This is a genomic window from Acidobacteriota bacterium (assembly GCA_040752915.1).
In the GTDB taxonomy this organism is placed as follows: domain Bacteria; phylum Acidobacteriota; class UBA4820; order UBA4820; family DSQY01; genus JBFLVU01.
Genome location: JBFMHB010000001.1, coordinates 90,423 through 106,239, shown reverse-complemented (window position 1 = coordinate 106,239; position 15,817 = coordinate 90,423). Strand labels below are relative to the sequence as shown.

The window sequence follows — 15,817 nt, the reverse complement described above, 5'->3', positions numbered from 1 at the left end:
GGAGACCCCCCCGAGGGGCGCGCCTCCATTGCGAGGGAGGGCGGGGATCGGTACAATGCGCTGGTGTCCCGCAAGGCGGGACGGGGAGCCCGAATGAAGCTGAATCGAGGCGCGCTGTCGGCGGGGGCGGCCCTCCTCCTTGCCGTCGGTTTTCGTGCGATGGACGTTTCGGCCCCGACGGGCCTGTTTTCGGTGCGGGAGAGGGTCTATCAGGGGGTCCGTTGGGTTTGCGCCGACGAGCTCGCCCGTCATCTGAAGGGCTCCGTGGGGAAGGACTCGGTCTCCTCCTACCCGGCGCTTCTCCTCGGCGGGCGGCGCATTCTCGTGTCCACGGCCTCTCCGATGGTTTCCCTGGACGGCCAGATCGTGAAGATGGCCCACGTGCCGAGGGAGGCCGAGGGCTGCTTGTGGCTCCCCGAGGAATTCCTGACGAACGTGCTCCCGAAAGCGCTCGGAGGCCCGGTTCGAATCCTCGGCGAAGAGGCCAAACCCATGGTCCAGGTCGTTCCTCCGGTGAAGAGCGTTGCCGGCTCCGGACAGGCTGTCACCGTGGACACGGCGGTGAGCGCGGACTTCGTTCGCATCACCCTGGCCGGGGAGGGGGTGACGGGGGCGGAGGTGACTCGGTCGGGACGAGAGGTCCTGGTGCGGCTCAGGAGCGGCGCCTTCTCCGCGCCGGCCCACGAACTCGGGAGGGGCATCGTGGAGCGGGTGGCCCCGGACCGCGAAGGGAAGGTCCTTCGGGTCGACCTGGGGGACCGGTTCAAGAAGCTGGACATCCTCAAACTCAGAAACCCTGAACGGCTTGTCCTGGCCGTGAAGGGGGAGAGTCAGCAGGTCCCCGCCCCGCCTCCATCCGGGAATGCAGGGCCAGGGCTACCGCCGGAGCCGGCAGCGTCGGCTCCCGAGTCACCTGGGACATCATTCGCCAAGGAAATGCCCGTGAAGACGCCTGCCCTGGACGTCGTCGTCCTCGATCCCGGCCACGGGGGAGGGGACACAGGAGCCGTCGCTCCCGGTGGGCGGACCGAGAAGGACATCGCCCTCGAGCTGAGCCAGAGGTTGGTTCCTCTGCTGGAGGCGCAGGGACTCAAGGTCGTCCTGACGCGTACGGAGGACTCCACTGTTTCCTTGATGCAGAGGACCGCCATCGCCAACTTCAATCAGGCCGACCTGTTCCTCTCCATCCACCTCAACGCTTCCCCCGCGCCCGGCGCGAGGGGCCCCGAGGTCTACTTCATGAGCCGGGATGCCACGGACCTCTGGGCCAGCGAACTGGCTTCCAAGGAAAATTTGGAGGGACAGGGAACCGATACCGGGTCCGGCCTCCATCTCGTCCTTTGGGAAATGGCCCAGACAGCCTTCCTTGTGGAGAGCGCCTTTCTCGCCGAGACCATCCAGCAGAACCTGAACTCCATCCTTGGAACCGCCAGCCGGTCCGTCCGCCAGGCCCCTTTCGCGGTGCTCGAAGGGGCGCGCATGCCCGCGGTGCTCGTGGAGGTGGCCTTCTTGACCCACGGTGATGACCTCCGAAAAGTGAACGATCCATCCTTCCAAGAGCAGGTGGCCCGCGGCCTCGCCGAGGCCGTGGCGGCCTTCAAGGAGCGGTATGAAAACCCCGCGGCGCCGGCCGATGTCCCCTGACCGGCGGGCATTCGCCTTCCTGCTTGTCCTCCCCCTGGTCTATCTGCTCGGCTGCGGAGGAGGCGGGGCGCCCACACCCTCACCGGAGGGCGGGCCCTCCGTCGCCGTGCCGGAGGGGGACGAAGCGGAAAGGACCCTCCTCTACCCGTCCGCGGAGGACGGCCTGCTTCACGCGGAGAAGGTCCGCATGGCCGCCGGCGCCACGCCCGAGGAGTCCATGGCCCTCCTCGTGTCGAGGTACATTCAGGGGCCCGCCGGGGAGGGGCGCTTTTCCCCTTTTCCCGAGCACTGCACCCTTCGGGCCCTGTACCTTGTTTCGGGAGCCAGGGCCGTGGTGGACCTGGGAGGACCCGTGACCTCCGGAGGCGGCGTTCACACGGAGGTCCATCGCATTTACGGCATCGTCAACACGCTCGTCTGGAATTTCCCCGAGATCCGATCCGTGCAGGTCCTCATCGAAGGCCGCGAGACGGACACCCTCCTCGGCCACCTGGACCTCTCCAAGCCCATCTGCCCCGAAAACCGCCTTCTGGGCCTTGAGTTGCGCCGATCCGAAGGGCTGGGAGGAGTCGCGGGTGAATAAGGGCCCCGTCGGCGTCTTCGACTCGGGGGTGGGCGGCCTCACGGTGGTCCGGGAGATCCGCCGCGCCTTTCCCGGCGAGGACATCCTCTACTTCGGAGACACGGCTAGGGTTCCCTACGGAAACAAGTCGCCCGAGACGGTGGTGCGCTATTCCCGGGAGATCGGACGCTTTCTGACGGGGCGGGGGATCCGCCACCTCGTGGTGGCCTGCAACACCTCATCGTCCCTTGCCTTGGAAGTTCTGAAAGAGGAGTTGCCGGTGCCCGTGTTGGGCATGATCGGTCCAGGGGCCGAAGCCGCCGCGAAGGCTACAAGGAATGGCCGCGTGGGGCTCATCGGGACGCGGGCCACGGTGGCGAGCGGGGCCTACGCGAGCGCTCTGGCGAGACTGGATCCCGCGATTGAGGTCTTCTCCGAGCCCTGCCCCCTTTTTGTCCCCCTGGTGGAGGAAGGCTGGGCCGAGGATCCCGTGGCCAGGGAGGTGGCGGCGCGCTACCTCGCACCCCTCCTCGAGCGCCGGGTGGACACGCTCATTCTCGGTTGCACTCATTACCCCGTCCTCATCCCCGTGCTGGCGGAGGTGGCAGGCCCGAGCGTGGCGTTGATCTCCTCGGCCGCCGCCGCCGCCGATGCCCTCGCGCCCTCCTTGAAGCCTGCCGTTCCGGGGGCCCCGCGCGGCCGGCTCACCTGTTACGTCACCGATGCGGGGACGCACTTTCGCGATGTGGGCGAAAGGATCCTGGGCGAACCCGTTCCCGAATTGAGGCCCGTATCCGAAGAAAGGTTGGTTCTTCCATGAGGAACGACGGACGCAGCGCGAACGAGATGAGACCCGTGGCCATCCACCCGGGCTTCGTGGCCTTCCCGGAAGGGTCCTGCCTGGTCGAGTGCGGGCGCACCAAGGTTCTCTGCACGGCCACCGTGGAGGACAGGGTTCCGCCCTTCATGAAAGGGACGGGGCAGGGCTGGATCACCGCCGAGTACGGCATGCTCCCGGGGTCCACCCAGCAGAGGACGCCGCGCGAGGCGTCCCGCGGCCGTCAGTCGGGCCGCACCCAGGAGATCCAGCGGCTCATCGGCCGCTCGCTCCGGTCGGTGGCCGACCTCTCGGCCCTTCCGGACCGCACCGTCTGGATCGACTGCGACGTCCTTCAGGCCGACGGCGGAACCCGCACGGCGGCCATCACGGGCTCCTTCGTGGCCATGGTTCTGGCCTTCCATCACCTCGCCGAGGCCAAGCTCATCAAGACCTTTCCCGTGAAACACATGGTGGCGGCCACCAGCGTGGGCGTTCTGCGGGGCGAGAAGATCCTGGACCTCAACTACGAAGAGGACAGCATCGCCGAGGTGGACATGAACGTCGTCATGACCGATGACGGGCGGTTCATCGAGGTGCAAGGAACCGCCGAGCACGAGCCCTTTTCCAAAGCCGATCTCGACGCGCTCCTCGCCGTGGCGGCCGGGGGAATCGACCGCCTCATGGCCGCTCAGCGCGCCGCCTTTCCCTTCGACTTGAAGGCCTACGGGATTTAGAGGGGCGACGGAGGCGAGGCGGAAGGCGCCAATCAGCCCGCCTCGAGGGCGAGCCGGCCGCAGGGGCCGTGGTCCGGGGCGGGCGGCCGTCTTGTACCCGAGGTCCGGCAGGGGGAGATGCCCACCATCCCGCCCGCGCCCATCCGTCGGTCCGCCTGCATCGCCGTCATCCCTTCGGAACCTCCGGGGGGGCCGTTCGGATTTCCCCCACCGAGGGCGGCGGCGGGGGAGGCGTGGGAGGCTTCGAGGTACCTCCCCGGTCGGCTTTTCGGGGCTTGGGGAGGTCGTCCCGGGTGTTCCGGTCGAAGAAGTTCGAAGTCACCTTGCGGACCCTTTCTCCGGCAGGAAAAGCCGCAAGGTACCCGGTGGCCGTGGTCCCGTAGATCTTCAGCGTGGCGCTGACCCAGTCGTACCCGGGAAATTCGCCTGACACGGAGAAGACCACGGGGCCCAGGTTGGGGAAGGCGAGGGACCCCCGTCCGCGCAGGTCCAGGCCCTTACCGGCGTCCAGCCACCGGAACTCTCCCGTGGCCGTGTTGATCCAGACTCGGGCGCTCCCGTAGTCGCTCTTGAGAAACAGGTCAAAGGCCGGATCGGCCTGAGCGCGGGCTGTGGCCCCGGCGAGAACGAACGCCGCCGCGAGAAGGGCCCGCCCCAGCCTTCCCCTACCGGTCATCGTCTTGAAGGCGCCCGCCGTCATAGCGGGAGACGTTCTTGATGCGGTTTTCGCCGTCCACGAGAACCACGCGGGGTCGGAAAAGCGAGGCCTCCGCGGGATCCATGAGGGCGTAGGCGCACAGGATCACGACGTCCCCCTTCTTCACGAGGTGGGCGGCGGCCCCGTTGATGCACACCACTCCGGAGCCAGGGGGGGCCCAGAGCGTATAGGTGCGGAGCCGTGAGCCGTTGGTCACGTCGTAGATCTCCACGGCTTCGTGGGGGACGATGCCGGCGGCTTCCATGAGAGCCGCGTCGAGGGTGACGGAACCTTCGTAGGCGAGGTCGGCGTCCGTGACGGTGGCGCGGTGGATTTTTCCCTTCAGTACGTTCAACAGCATGGCTCAGGCCTCACGATCGGGTTGGAGCACGGTGTTGTCGATGAGCCGCGTGGAGCCGAAATGGACGGCCAGGGCGAGCAGGGAAGGGGAGGAGACCTGTTCTGCGGGCAAGAAGGTCTCGGCGTCTACGATCTCGGCGTAATCCAGTCGCGCCAGCGGCGCCGAGGCGATGACTCGCCGCGCGATTTCGAGGAGGGCCGCCGTCCGGCGTTCGCCCGTTTCGAAGGAGGCCTGGGCGGAGGCGAGAGCCTGGCTCAGGACCACGGCCTGGGAGCGTTCCTCGGCGTTCAAATACACGTTGCGGCTGGACATGGCGAGGCCGTCGGCTTCGCGCACGATGGGGGCCACCACGATTTCCACGGGCAAGTTGAGGTCCCGCGTCATGCGGCGGATCACGGCCGCTTGCTGGGCGTCCTTTTGTCCGAATACGGCCACGTCCGGCTCGGAGAGGGCGAAGAGCTTGGCCACGACCGTGGCCACGCCGGCGAAGTGGCCCGGACGGCGGGCGCCGCAAAGCCCTTCGGTCAGAGGGCCTTCCACCACGACTCGAGTGCAGGCCCCGGCGGGGTACATCTCTTCCACTTCGGGGGCGAAAAGGGCATCCACGCCCTCCCGCTCGAGGAGGGACCTGTCCCGGTCGAAGTCCCGGGGATAGCGCGAAAGGTCTTCCCGGGGACCGAACTGGAGGGGATTCACGAAGATCGTCGCCATCACCCGGGAGGCGCGACGCCGGGCCAGGCGCACGAGCGACAGGTGTCCCTCGTGCAGGTAGCCCATGGTGGGAACCAGGGCCACCGTTTCGCCGCCCGCCCGCGCGGACCGGCTGAAAGCACGGGCCTCCTCAGCGAGACGCAGGATCCGCACGGCGGTTCCCCTCCTCGAAGTGGACGGCCACCTCCTCGGGGAGGTGGAAGGACTCGGCTTCCGCTGGAAAGGCGCCCGAACGTACATCCTCGCGGAAGCGAGCGAGGGCCTCCCGCATCTGCCGGCCGAAATCTCCGTACCGCCGGACGAATCGCGGCAGCCTGCCGTCGTACAAGCCCAGGAGATCGTGAAAGACCAGGACCTGGCCGTCGCAGTTCGGGCCCGCGCCGATGCCCACCGTCGGGATGGAGACGGCGGCGGTGATTTCCGCGGCCACCTCCATGGGGATGCATTCCAACACCACGGCGAAAGCCCCCGCTTCCTCGACGGCCCGGGCGTCGTCCACCAAGCCCCGGGCGGCCTCCAGGCTCTTTCCCTGCACCTTGAACCCGCCGAGGTGGTGGAGGCTTTGGGGCGTCAGGCCGATGTGGCCCAGAACGGGCATGTCGCTGGCCACGAGCCGCCGGATCAAGGCGGCCCGGCGCCGGCCTCCCTCGATCTTCACCGCCTGAACGCCGCCCTCCTGGAAGCACCGGCCGCAGTTCCGGACCGCATCCTGCCAGCCCGTGTGATAGGTGAGAAAGGGCATGTCCGCCACCACCAGAGCGCGGCGGGCCGCCCGCGAAACCATGGAGCAGTGGTAGGCCATCTGGTCCAGCGTTACCGAGAGGGTATCCCCCTGGCCCTGGACCACCATCCCGAGGGAGTCTCCCACGAGGAGGACGTCGGCTCCCGCGTCCTCGGCGATCCGTGCCGAGGGGTAATCGTAAGCCGTCATCATGACGATCTTGTCCCGGCCCTTGCGCCCCCGCAGAGAAGGAACGGTGACGGCCTGGGGAATCGCTTCCCGGATCTTGGACATGGGTGGTTCTCCTTTCTCCCCATCCCTCGGGGCGGCCCCTTGGGCTTGAGGGAAAGCACTCGGTCAGGCGTTCCGACCCCGTCCCGCTCCCGACTATCGGAATGCGGGCGGAGCGTAAAAGAGGACCTCCCTCTCCAACCGGTTCACCTGGGCGATCAGGTGATCCAGCTCCGAGGGATCCCTCTCAAAATCTACATCATTCGTGTTCACAATCAAGAGGGGCGTGTCCCGGTAGTGAAAAAAGAAGTGGTTGTACGCGCGGTTGAGTTCTTCGATGTACTCGTCCGAAATGCGTTTTTCGAAGTCGCGCGACCGGGCGCGGATGCGTTTCTGGAGCGTGGGGGTGGTGGCCTGCAGGTAGATGACGGCCTCGGGCTTGGGGAGGTTCTCCATCAGGAGGCCGTAAAGCTTCTCGTACAGGACCAGCTCTGAGTCGTCGAGGTTCAGGTACGCGAAGATCTTGTCCTTGCGGGGAAGATAGTCCGCCACCATTCGGGAGTCGAAGAGACTGCGCTGGACGAGGTGCTGCTGCTGCTGGTACCGGGTCAGGAGGAAGAACAGCTGGCACTGAAAGGCGGAGCCCTTCTTGCCGGAATAAAAATCCGAAAGGAAGGGGTTCTGCACATCCTCGAGAAGGAGGGTGGCGCCCAGGCGGCGGGCCAGGAGACGCGCGAGAGTCGTCTTGCCGACCCCGATGGGGCCTTCCACGGCCAGATAGGGGTACCGCAGTTCCGGAGTTGTCGCCATCCCGACTCCCGCGGCCCAGTATGCCCCAGGCGTGTTCGGTTTTCAACGGAGCGGGCAGGCCGGAGCGGTCGCGTCCAACGGACCGGCGAGCCGTTTCCCGAGGGTCATCCCGGTGGCGGGCTCGGTGGAAGCCCCCCCTTCGCGGCGGCGCTCTCCTCCGGCCTGGAGGGGGCCTGTTGCGCCCCACGCGCCGCCTTCCCAAACGACCCGCCTCATGGGACGCGATGACAGCCTTCCCCGGAGCGAGACTGGGCCGGCCCTTCGTCTTCCCATTCGGGCTTGAGGCGTTTACGCGCCGCGTGGTGGAATGGACCGGCGGGAGGGAGGTGGCGATGAGCGTGCTGGATTCCATCGGGAACACGTCCCTGGTGGGGCTCCGGAAAGTCGTGCCCGAAGGCTGTGGGGAAATCTGGGTGAAGCTGGAGTGGGAGAACCCCACGGGGAGCATGAAGGACCGCATGGCCCGTGCGGTGATCGAGCGGGCCGAGGCGGACGGGCGTCTAAGGGCGGGAGGAACGGTCGTGGAGTACACGGGCGGCAGTACGGGGGCGTCCCTCGCCCTGGTGTGCGCGGCGAAAGGCTACCGACTTCGAATCGTAACCTCCGATGCCTTCAGCGCAGAGAAGCTGGACCACATGGCGGCCCTCGGGGCGGAACTGACCCTCGTGCCGAGCGAGGGCGGGCTCACGACGAAGAAATTGATCCTGGACATGATCGAAGCGGCGCGGGCCTTGAGCGGAGAGCCGAACACCTACTGGACGGACCAATTGACCAACCTGGACAGCGTTTCGGGCTACGTTTCGCTGGGAGAAGAGATCTGGGAGCAAACGAATGGGAAGGTGGATGCCTTCGTCCAAAGCGTGGGCACCGGGGCCTCCTCGCGGGGGGTGGCGACGGCGCTGAAGGCGCGCAAGGCGAATTTGCGGGTCGCCGCCGTGGAGCCCGCCGAATCGGCGGTCCTGTCCGGCGGCCCGCCGGGGCCCCACAAGATCGAAGGGGTGGGCATCGGCTTCACGCCGCCGCTGTGGGAGCCCTCTCTCGTAGACGAAATCGTTCCCGTGGCGACGGCCGAGGCCAAGGAAATGGCGCGTCGCCTGGCGCGGGAGGAGGGCCTCTTCGCGGGCACCTCCTCGGGAGCCAACGTTGTAGCGGCCCTCCGTGTGGCTCGAAGACTCGGCCCGGGCTCCCGAGTTGTGACCCTCCTGTGCGACTCGGGCCTCAAGTACCTCAGCACGGACGTATACCAGAGGAAAAGGGCGTGAGACCAGGAGCGGGATGAGAAAGGCGAGACGAGAGACGTGGGGCGTGAAGGAAGGTCGAGGGACCCGGAAGGTGCGATGGGAGATTCGAAAGGAAAAAGGTGGGGCGAAAGGCGCGGGGGAACCGAGTAGAATGACCGGGGAGGCGCCATGAACGCGCTCGAGTATCGGAGTGTGCGCAAGTCCTTTGGAAAAGTCGAAGCGGTGAAGCCTCTGGATCTGGAGATTCCGGAGGGAAGGATCTTCGGGCTTCTGGGTCCCAACGGGGCGGGAAAGACGACCCTCATCCGCATGACTCTGGGCATCCTTCTTCCGGACGCGGGGACGGTCCACGTGATGGGGCGTCCGAGGGAGAGGGTGGCCGCCTCGGCCCTCGGCTACCTGCCGGAGGAGAGGGGCCTCTACGTCAAGATGAAGGTGGGGGAGCTCCTTCGTTTCTTCGGCCGCCTGCGCGGGCTCTCCGCCGCCGAATCTTCCCGCAGGGCCACGGAGGGCCTCAAGCGATTGGGCCTGGAGAAATGGGAAGCCAACCGCCTGGATGAACTCTCCAAGGGCATGCAGCAGAAGATTCAACTTCTCGTCGCCATCCAGCACCGGCCCAAAGTGGCCATCCTGGACGAACCCTTTTCGGGCCTCGACCCCGTGAACGCGGAGCTGTTCATGGAGGTTCTCGACGAGGCCATTACCCAGGGAACCACGGTGGTGCTTTCCACCCACCAGATGGAGCAGGTGGAAAAGCTCTGCCAGTCCATCGCTCTGATCCATCAGGGAAGGGTGGTCTTGAGGGGGGACGTGGGCGAGATTCGAAAGCAATACGGAACGCGCGCCGTGAAGGTGGAGTTCTCGGACGGGGCGGACCTGTCGCCCGAGAAGTTCGAGGACCTGTCCGAGAGCACGGCGCTCCTACCCAACGAGGCGCGCTTCTTCCTGCGCCCCGAGGCCCACGCGGGCAAGGTGCTCAAGCGCCTGCTGGAGATGGGGGTCAAGGTATCCAGGTTCGAGGAGGCCCAGGCCTCCATGCACGACATCTTCGTGAAGGTCGTGACGGGGGAGGATGGCCATGCGAACTAACTGGCTGAACATTCTCGCCATCGTTCGAAGGGAGTTCCTCGAGCGCGTGCGGAAGAAGTCCTTTCTGATCAGCACGATCCTCACGCCCGTGATCTTCGGCGCACTCATGATCCTGCCGGCGGCCCTGTCCATCATGCGGCACGAAGAAGTGAGGATTTCGGTGGTGGACAGGACGGGCTGGGCCGGCCCCATGATCCTCGAGAGCAGAGGGGCCAAAGAGAGGTCGGGGGATCCCGGGGACCGCATCGAGGAGGAGGCCGACCGGCGCGCCGAGGCCGCCTCGGAATTTCAACTCGCCCCCCCCGATGCGGACCTGGAGGCCCTGAAACTGGAAGTGGGCGACGGGAAGCTGGACGGAATCCTACTGGTGGAGCCCGATCCGGAGCAGGAAATCAAGGCCACGTTCTACGCCCAGAGCCTGTCGAACACCCAACTTTTCGGGCTCATGACGGGTCGGCTGAACCAGGCCCGGCTCCAGCAGAAACTGCAGAAGCTCGGGCTGGATCCGGCCGTGGCGGATCAACTGAGGGGGCGGGTGGACCTTCAGACCGTGAAGGTCCAGAAGGGCGGAAAGACGCGGAAAGGGAGCATCTTGACGGACCTCATCCGGCCCATCCTGCTCGCCATGGTGATTTACATCATGATCATCATGTACGGGGTGGCCCTGTCCAACGGGGTGTTGGAAGAGAAGAGCGGAAAGGTGGTGGAGGTCATCCTCTCGGCCGTGCGTCCCTTCGAGCTGATGATGGGCAAGATCGTGGGAATCGCCTCCGTCGGCCTCCTCCAGTACGGCATCTGGTTTCTCCTGGGCGCTGGGCTGTACCTTGCCAACCCCATGAACGTGGCCTCCTCCTCCGAAGGGGGATGGATGAAGCCCCTGGAGATGGTGGTCCTCGTTCTGTACTTCCTGTTCGGGTTCGTTTTCTACGCGAGCATCTATGCCGCCGTGGGGGCCACCTGCACGACCCAGCAGGAGGCGCAGCAGTGGCAGACGCCCGTCACCTTCGGTCTGGTGATTCCCTTCGTTCTCATGATGCCGACCCTGCAGAGCCCGAACGCCGGCTGGGTCGTGGGGTTGAGCCTGTTTCCCGTGACGTCGCCCATCACGATGCTCCTGAGGGTGGGAGCCGTGGACGTTCCGCACTGGCAAATCGCCGCGAGCCTGGTTCTCCTTGCCCTGGGGACGTTGGCGGTGGCCTGGATGGCGGCCAAAATCTACCGGGTGGGCATCCTCATGACGGGCAAGCGCCCCACGATCCCGGAGGTCCTTCGGTGGATGAGGGAAAAGTGAGGGTAGCCCGGTGAGACCCCGGCGTCGAAAAGGGCCATGCCCGAACGCGGGGTTCTGCGGGAAGGCCCCTCCAACCGGTTCCATCGGCACCACCCGTAGGGCGGGCGCGCGCCGGTTCCACGCACGGCGCCGCGCGCCTGAGATTCACAGGAGGGCGCCGTGATCGGCATGAGGAACTTGCGGCCCGGAACGCTTCCCGGGGTTTCCAGGAGCCGGAAGCTGGTTGCGCTCTTCGTGGCGGGCGTAGCGGACCTCGTGGAGATGGCGCTGTTCCCCCTCTTCTTTGAGGGAGCGGCCTCGCCCTTTGACCTCGTGCTCGACCTCGGAACGGCGGCAATTCTTGTGGGGATCCTCGGATTCCGTTGGCGATTCGTCCTGGCTCTGGGCGCCGAGGTGGTCCCCGTTCTCTCTCTCTTCCCCACCTGGACGGCCCTCGTCCTCAGCGTGCCTTCGGAGGGGAGTTCGGCGCCGCCGCAGGGGCCGCCTCGGCGTGTGGGGCCCGATCCGTCTCTGCCGGCGCCGGAGGCGCCTCCGGAAGGGCGGGTGTGAAGGAAGGGGAGAGGGGTCGAAAGACGACGGTGCGCCTCGGCCAGCGGCCAACGATTCGAACCAACTTCCTTCGCCAGCCTCGTCGAAGGGCCTTTCGGACCTGAGGCATGGCTTTCCGGGCGGCGGCCTCCCCAAGGGGGACCGCGCGTTCGACGGAGCGAAAATCCGCCCAGTGGACGGACTGGACGTCGGGGCAGATGAGCACGTCGGCGAAGCGAGTCTGAATCTCCGTAAGCGCCTCGGACATGATGGCGTTGGCCCGGGCCGAAATGGTCGCCCCGCGCTTCTGAACGTCCCCGTTTCGATCCACATCCAGGCCCACGTTGACCGCGAGGACCACGTCGGCGCCCAGGCGGATGGCGACCTCCACGGGGACCTTGTCGACGAAGCCGCCGTCCACGAGGTCGCGGCGACCGACCTGGACGGGCGGGAAGACGCCCGCGATGGCCGAGGAGGCCTGGACCGCCAGACGCGCCGGACCCTCCCGGAGGACGACCTCCTCACCCGTCTTCAGGTCCGTCGCGACGATGGCGAGGGGTATGGGGGACTCCTCCAGGCGCCTGTCGGGAATGACCGCGGCCACATTTCGCTCGAACTCCTTCGGATGGACGAAGGATTCCTTGAGGAGGGTGGAGGCGAAGAAGGAGGCCATCTTGTAGGCCCTGTGGAGTCGGCTGAAGAGGCCGCGCTTTTCGCCCCCGGCCAGCGGGACGATGGCCTGGATGTCCCGGTAGTGTCCGTCGGAAAAGCCAGGTGAATGGGAGAACTCCACCAGCCCCCGTTCGGCGGCCTCGGTGGAGCCCGAGAAGGCGTACAGCGTGCCGATGAGCGCTCCGGCGCTGCATCCCACGATGAGGTCCACGGGGACCTTCTCCTGCTCGAGCACCTTGAGCACGCCGAGGTGGGCGAAGCCGCGGGCTCCTCCTCCGCCGAGGACGAGGGCCACGCGGGGCTTCAGGAGGCCCCGAATCCGGCTCGTGATTCTTCCTCCCATTTCTCCTCCGTGAGGGTGAGAAAAATATCCTCCAGGGAGCTTCCCGGCCGGCTGGCCAAGGTTTGGAGCTCGCCGAAGGCGCCCTCGGCCACCAGTCGGCCTCGGTGCAGGATCCCGATGCGGTGGGCCACCTCCGCCGCCATGTCAAGGGAGTGGGTGGAGAGGAAGAGGCCCGTCCCCTCGGAGGCGAGTTCCCCGAAGAGGTCCCGTACGTCCCTCGAGGAGCGCGGGTCGAGCCCGACCATGGGCTCGTCCACCATGAGCAGACGCGGCCGGTGAAGCAGGGCTCCGACGAGGACGAGTTTCTGACGCATCCCGTGAGAGAAACCCTCCACGAGCTGGTGGGCCCAGGCCTCGAGACGAAACCGCTCCAGAAGAGACCGGGCCCTGTCCTGCCATTCCCGAAGGCCCCGAACACGGGCCAGGAAATCGAGGTATTCCCAGGCGGTGAGCCTTTCGTACAAGTAGGGCCGGTCCGGAACGTAGGCCATGAGGCGGCGGAACGGGAGGGCGTCGGCCTCCACCGGCTCTCCGCAGATCCGGATGGAGCCCCCGTCCGGCAGGAGCAGCCCCGCCGCGGTGCGAAGCGTGGTGGTCTTGCCGGCTCCGTTGGGACCGAGAAAGGCGTAGATTTCGCCCGCGGCCACCTCGAGGGTCAGGTCGGACACGGCCTCCAGGCGACCATAGGACTTCTTCAAGTTCTCGATGGCGAGGGCGGGGGTCTCAGCCATGGCGCCTCGTCGGAACCGGAGGATGGCCGCGGAGCGGCATGGGCGGGCGGCCTTGAAGGTGAAGGCTCCTGGGCTCCGTGGGACAGGCCCGGACGCAGAAACCGCAGCCGGTGCAGCCGTCGGGGTAGATCTCCACGCCCTTTCCGGGAAGGATCTGGATGGCCGAAGGACCCACGGGACAGGCCTCGACGCATTTCACGCACGCGACGATTCGGGAGGATAGGCACGTCTCGGCATGCCAGACCGCCTTTCCCATGCGGCGGTCCTCGTCGAGGAGAAGCGCCCCGTCGGGGCAGGCCTCCACGCACTTGAGGCAGAGCGTGCAGGGCCCGAGGTCCGGATCGATGACGGGCGTGCCTCTCCCCATGAGCGGCTCCTGGGCGGGTACGAGGATCTTCTCCGGGCAGGCTTCGCGGCACAAGTCGCAGCGGGTGCATCGAGAGAGAAACTGGGGCTCGAGCGGGGCTCCGGGGGGGCGGAGGAATGTGAAGGGAATGCGCCCGGTGGGATAGGACCCCTCGCCGCGAAGGGCTCTGGCCGCCTGGGTCCCCGAATCCACGAAGAAGAGCCGGCGGAGAAACCCGGCACGGTCCACCTTCTCGCCCATGGGGTCATTATGGGTCGGCACGGCGGGACTGGCAACAGAAGAAGCGGCCCTTCTCGGGAGGGGGGAGGAAGGAGAAGGACCCGTGAAACCGCGAGTCCAGGTGGCCGAGGGAACGGGAAATGGGGAACCAGATCGCGAAATAGGGACCGGCCCCACGCGGCTCCCCGTTCTCGGTGATTTCCCTCGAAAGCCTCTGGCTCTCCTTGCCACGTCCGGCGTCCCTTGGATAGACTGCCCGAGGAGGACCCGATGGACGCCATGCGCCTGGCCCAGCTCACCGAAGGAAGCGAGTTCCGCGGGGTCCTCTGGCTCGTCTCAGGGCAGGTCCGCCAAACGAAATCCGGGGATCCCTACTGGGAGGGCGTTTTTCAAGACGCATCGGGGAGCCTGCCTTCGAAGCTGTGGGACAGCTTCGAGGGAAAGAAGGGCCGCGTCCAGAAATACCTGGACCTTCTCCGGCCCGGGCGCGCCCTGAAGGTGTGGGCCCGGGTGGACGCGTTTCAAGGGGCCCTTCAGCTCACCATCGGCGCGGTAGAGCCCCTGGAAGGAGAAGAGGCGGACCCGGGGCTCTTTTCACCCCGAAGCCGTCGCTCCGACGCCGAGATGGACGAGGAGTTCGACAAGATCCTCTCCCGCATGAAGGACCGGGATTGGGGCAGGCTCCTGAAGGCTTTCCGGGCGGATCCGATTTTCGCCGCCTTTCGGCGGGCGCCCGCCGCCAAGTCCATCCACCATGCCTGGGTGGGCGGCTTGATGGAGCACTCCCTGAGCCTCGCCCGGGGCGTGAGAGCCCTTGCGCCGAACTACCCCGGCCTGGATGTGGACTTCCTGCTCTGCGCCTGCTTCCTTCACGATGCGGGGAAAGCCCTGGAAATCTCCAGCGACCCGGGGTTCGATTACACCACAGACGGAAAGCTCCTCGGCCACATTCACATGGGCGCTCGCCTGGCGGAGCGGCTCTGCGATTCCCTGCCGGGCTTCTCCTCGGAGAAGAGGAGGCACCTCGTTCACGTGGTCCTGAGCCACCAGGGGGAACGCTCCGAGGGATTCGGGAGTCCCGTGGACCCGCAGACCCCGGAGGCCGTCTTTTTCCATCACCTGGACAACCTCGACGCCAAGGTCCAGAACTGCCTGACGGTGCTGGATCGCGCGGGGGAGAACGGGGGTCCGTTCACTTCGGGGCGGGACAACCCCCTGAGAAAAAGCTACTACCGCATCCGGCCGGCGGGCGCCTCCGAGGAGGAGGACACCTCCGGACCGAAGAGAAAGGTGGGCCGGAGCGATGACGAAGGGGGCGCCGATCCCCAACCCAGGCTCTGGTGACGCGCTTCTCGATTGCCTGGGCCTTCTTTGCCCTCTCCCCGTTGTCCGGGCCGCGGAGGCGTTGAAGGCCCTGGCGCCGGGCCAGCTGCTCGAAGTTCTGGCGGACGATCAGGGCGTCAAGGCGGATTTCCCGGCTTTTTGCAGGGGCGCGGGGCACGAGTGGGAAGGGTTCCTCCAGGAGGGCCGCGCGATCCGGTCCTTTATCCGGAAGAAGCGGTGATCGTGAGGGCTGGACGGTGATCGAAGAACCCGTCATCAGGAGTCTGGGCCCCAAGGACGTGCCGGCGGTCCACCGGCTGTGGACCGAGGCGGGGCTGCCCTATCATCCCGAGGGGCGAGATTCGGCCGAGAGGATGGCGGAGGAACTGGCCTCGGGAGGGACGCTTCTTCTTGGGGCCTTTGTGGGGGCGTCGCTGGCCGGGGTGGTTCTGGCGACCGACGATGGGAGGAAAGGGTGGATCAACCGCCTCGCCGTGGCCCCGCCCTTCCGGAGGATGGGCCTCGGAGCGCGCCTCATCGCCGCCTGCGAGGAGGTCTTCGAAAGCCGGGGGCGCGGCATCGTCGCCTGCCTGATCGAAGATTGGAACGGCCCCAGCCTCGCCCTGTTTCAGCGCGAAGGGTACGTTCTCCGCAAGGACATCTTCTACCTCCGAAAGGTCCGGGCCGGAGAGGCCTGGTAGGCCCTCGGGCCGGGAAACCCG

General features: G+C 66.8%; 19 protein-coding genes. 10 read left to right on the top strand and 9 right to left on the bottom strand.

Annotated features, from left to right (window positions below; translation table 11 throughout):
• Positions 1 to 93 precede the first annotated feature (93 nt).
• From AB1824_00475 to rph, 4 genes are read left to right on the top strand one after another with little or no spacing between them, the layout of a single operon-like run.
• Positions 94 to 1,644 carry an N-acetylmuramoyl-L-alanine amidase gene (locus tag AB1824_00475; protein MEW5763424.1) on the top strand — a complete coding sequence of 517 codons (1,551 nt, stop codon included), beginning with the start codon at positions 94 to 96 and terminating at the stop codon, positions 1,642 to 1,644.
• Positions 1,634 to 2,227, top strand: a complete 594-nt coding sequence (locus AB1824_00470; GenBank protein MEW5763423.1) for a GerMN domain-containing protein — start codon at positions 1,634 to 1,636, stop codon at positions 2,225 to 2,227. Before AB1824_00475 ends, AB1824_00470 begins: the two co-directional genes overlap by 11 nt.
• Positions 2,220 to 3,026: a glutamate racemase gene (gene murI, locus AB1824_00465; protein MEW5763422.1), complete on the top strand. Its 807-nt coding sequence runs from the start codon at positions 2,220 to 2,222 to the stop codon at positions 3,024 to 3,026. Before AB1824_00470 ends, murI begins: the two co-directional genes overlap by 8 nt.
• Positions 3,023 to 3,760 (top strand): ribonuclease PH, encoded by a 738-nt coding sequence (gene rph, locus AB1824_00460; protein MEW5763421.1) that lies wholly within the window; start codon positions 3,023 to 3,025, stop codon positions 3,758 to 3,760. Before murI ends, rph begins: the two co-directional genes overlap by 4 nt.
• Before the next feature lie 32 nt (positions 3,761 to 3,792).
• Here the strand turns inward: rph and AB1824_00455 are convergent, their stop codons facing one another.
• From AB1824_00455 to AB1824_00430, 6 genes are all read right to left on the bottom strand, one after another.
• A complete protein-coding gene (locus tag AB1824_00455) occupies positions 3,793 to 3,930 on the bottom strand; it encodes a hypothetical protein (protein MEW5763420.1) in 138 nt (45 codons plus the stop codon).
• Positions 3,927 to 4,436, bottom strand: coding sequence for a hypothetical protein (locus AB1824_00450; GenBank protein ID MEW5763419.1), 510 nt, complete (start codon positions 4,434 to 4,436; stop codon positions 3,927 to 3,929). Before AB1824_00450 ends, AB1824_00455 begins: the two co-directional genes overlap by 4 nt.
• A complete protein-coding gene (panD, locus tag AB1824_00445; protein MEW5763418.1) occupies positions 4,426 to 4,818 on the bottom strand; it encodes an aspartate 1-decarboxylase in 393 nt (130 codons plus the stop codon). The genes AB1824_00450 and panD overlap by 11 nt, the downstream gene beginning before the upstream one ends.
• A gap of 3 nt (positions 4,819 to 4,821) precedes the next feature.
• Positions 4,822 to 5,682, bottom strand: a complete 861-nt coding sequence (gene panC / locus AB1824_00440; protein ID MEW5763417.1) for a pantoate--beta-alanine ligase — start codon at positions 5,680 to 5,682, stop codon at positions 4,822 to 4,824.
• Complete coding sequence (gene panB / locus AB1824_00435; protein ID MEW5763416.1) at positions 5,660 to 6,544, bottom strand: 3-methyl-2-oxobutanoate hydroxymethyltransferase; 885 nt, start codon at positions 6,542 to 6,544, stop codon at positions 5,660 to 5,662. Before panB ends, panC begins: the two co-directional genes overlap by 23 nt.
• Before the next feature lie 93 nt (positions 6,545 to 6,637).
• Positions 6,638 to 7,291 carry a deoxynucleoside kinase gene (locus AB1824_00430; GenBank protein ID MEW5763415.1) on the bottom strand — a complete coding sequence of 218 codons (654 nt, stop codon included), beginning with the start codon at positions 7,289 to 7,291 and terminating at the stop codon, positions 6,638 to 6,640.
• A gap of 332 nt (positions 7,292 to 7,623) precedes the next feature.
• Between AB1824_00430 and AB1824_00425 the strand changes: the two genes are divergently transcribed.
• From AB1824_00425 to AB1824_00415, 3 genes are all read left to right on the top strand, one after another.
• Positions 7,624 to 8,553 (top strand): cysteine synthase family protein, encoded by a 930-nt coding sequence (locus AB1824_00425; protein MEW5763414.1) that lies wholly within the window; start codon positions 7,624 to 7,626, stop codon positions 8,551 to 8,553.
• Between the two features lie 147 nt (positions 8,554 to 8,700).
• On the top strand, positions 8,701 to 9,621 hold the full coding sequence (locus tag AB1824_00420; protein MEW5763413.1) for an ATP-binding cassette domain-containing protein: 921 nt from the start codon (positions 8,701 to 8,703) through the stop codon (positions 9,619 to 9,621).
• The gene (locus tag AB1824_00415; protein ID MEW5763412.1) at positions 9,611 to 10,912 is read left to right on the top strand and encodes an ABC transporter permease; all 1,302 of its coding nucleotides are present in this window, start codon (positions 9,611 to 9,613) and stop codon (positions 10,910 to 10,912) included. The genes AB1824_00420 and AB1824_00415 overlap by 11 nt, the downstream gene beginning before the upstream one ends.
• A 439-nt stretch (positions 10,913 to 11,351) precedes the next feature.
• Here AB1824_00415 and AB1824_00410 read toward each other — a convergent pair whose 3' ends face one another.
• Genes AB1824_00410 through AB1824_00400 form a run of 3 tightly spaced genes read right to left on the bottom strand, consistent with a single transcriptional unit; the run spans position 11,352 to position 13,793 of the window.
• Entirely contained in the window at positions 11,352 to 12,455 is a 1,104-nt protein-coding gene (locus AB1824_00410) for a patatin-like phospholipase family protein (protein ID MEW5763411.1), read from the bottom strand.
• Positions 12,416 to 13,186, bottom strand: a complete 771-nt coding sequence (locus tag AB1824_00405) for an ABC transporter ATP-binding protein (GenBank protein MEW5763410.1) — start codon at positions 13,184 to 13,186, stop codon at positions 12,416 to 12,418. Before AB1824_00405 ends, AB1824_00410 begins: the two co-directional genes overlap by 40 nt.
• Positions 13,179 to 13,793, bottom strand: a complete 615-nt coding sequence (locus tag AB1824_00400) for a 4Fe-4S dicluster domain-containing protein (protein ID MEW5763409.1) — start codon at positions 13,791 to 13,793, stop codon at positions 13,179 to 13,181. Before AB1824_00400 ends, AB1824_00405 begins: the two co-directional genes overlap by 8 nt.
• A gap of 249 nt (positions 13,794 to 14,042) precedes the next feature.
• Here AB1824_00400 and AB1824_00395 point away from each other — a divergent pair, with 249 nt between their 5' ends.
• The 3 genes from AB1824_00395 to AB1824_00385 are packed head-to-tail and all read left to right on the top strand — an operon-like array spanning position 14,043 to position 15,796.
• Complete coding sequence (locus AB1824_00395) at positions 14,043 to 15,116, top strand: HD domain-containing protein (GenBank protein MEW5763408.1); 1,074 nt, start codon at positions 14,043 to 14,045, stop codon at positions 15,114 to 15,116.
• A complete protein-coding gene (locus tag AB1824_00390) occupies positions 15,076 to 15,336 on the top strand; it encodes a sulfurtransferase TusA family protein (protein MEW5763407.1) in 261 nt (86 codons plus the stop codon). The genes AB1824_00395 and AB1824_00390 overlap by 41 nt, the downstream gene beginning before the upstream one ends.
• A 16-nt stretch (positions 15,337 to 15,352) precedes the next feature.
• Positions 15,353 to 15,796, top strand: a complete 444-nt coding sequence (locus AB1824_00385) for a GNAT family N-acetyltransferase (protein MEW5763406.1) — start codon at positions 15,353 to 15,355, stop codon at positions 15,794 to 15,796.
• The last annotated feature ends 21 nt before the right edge of the window (positions 15,797 to 15,817 follow it).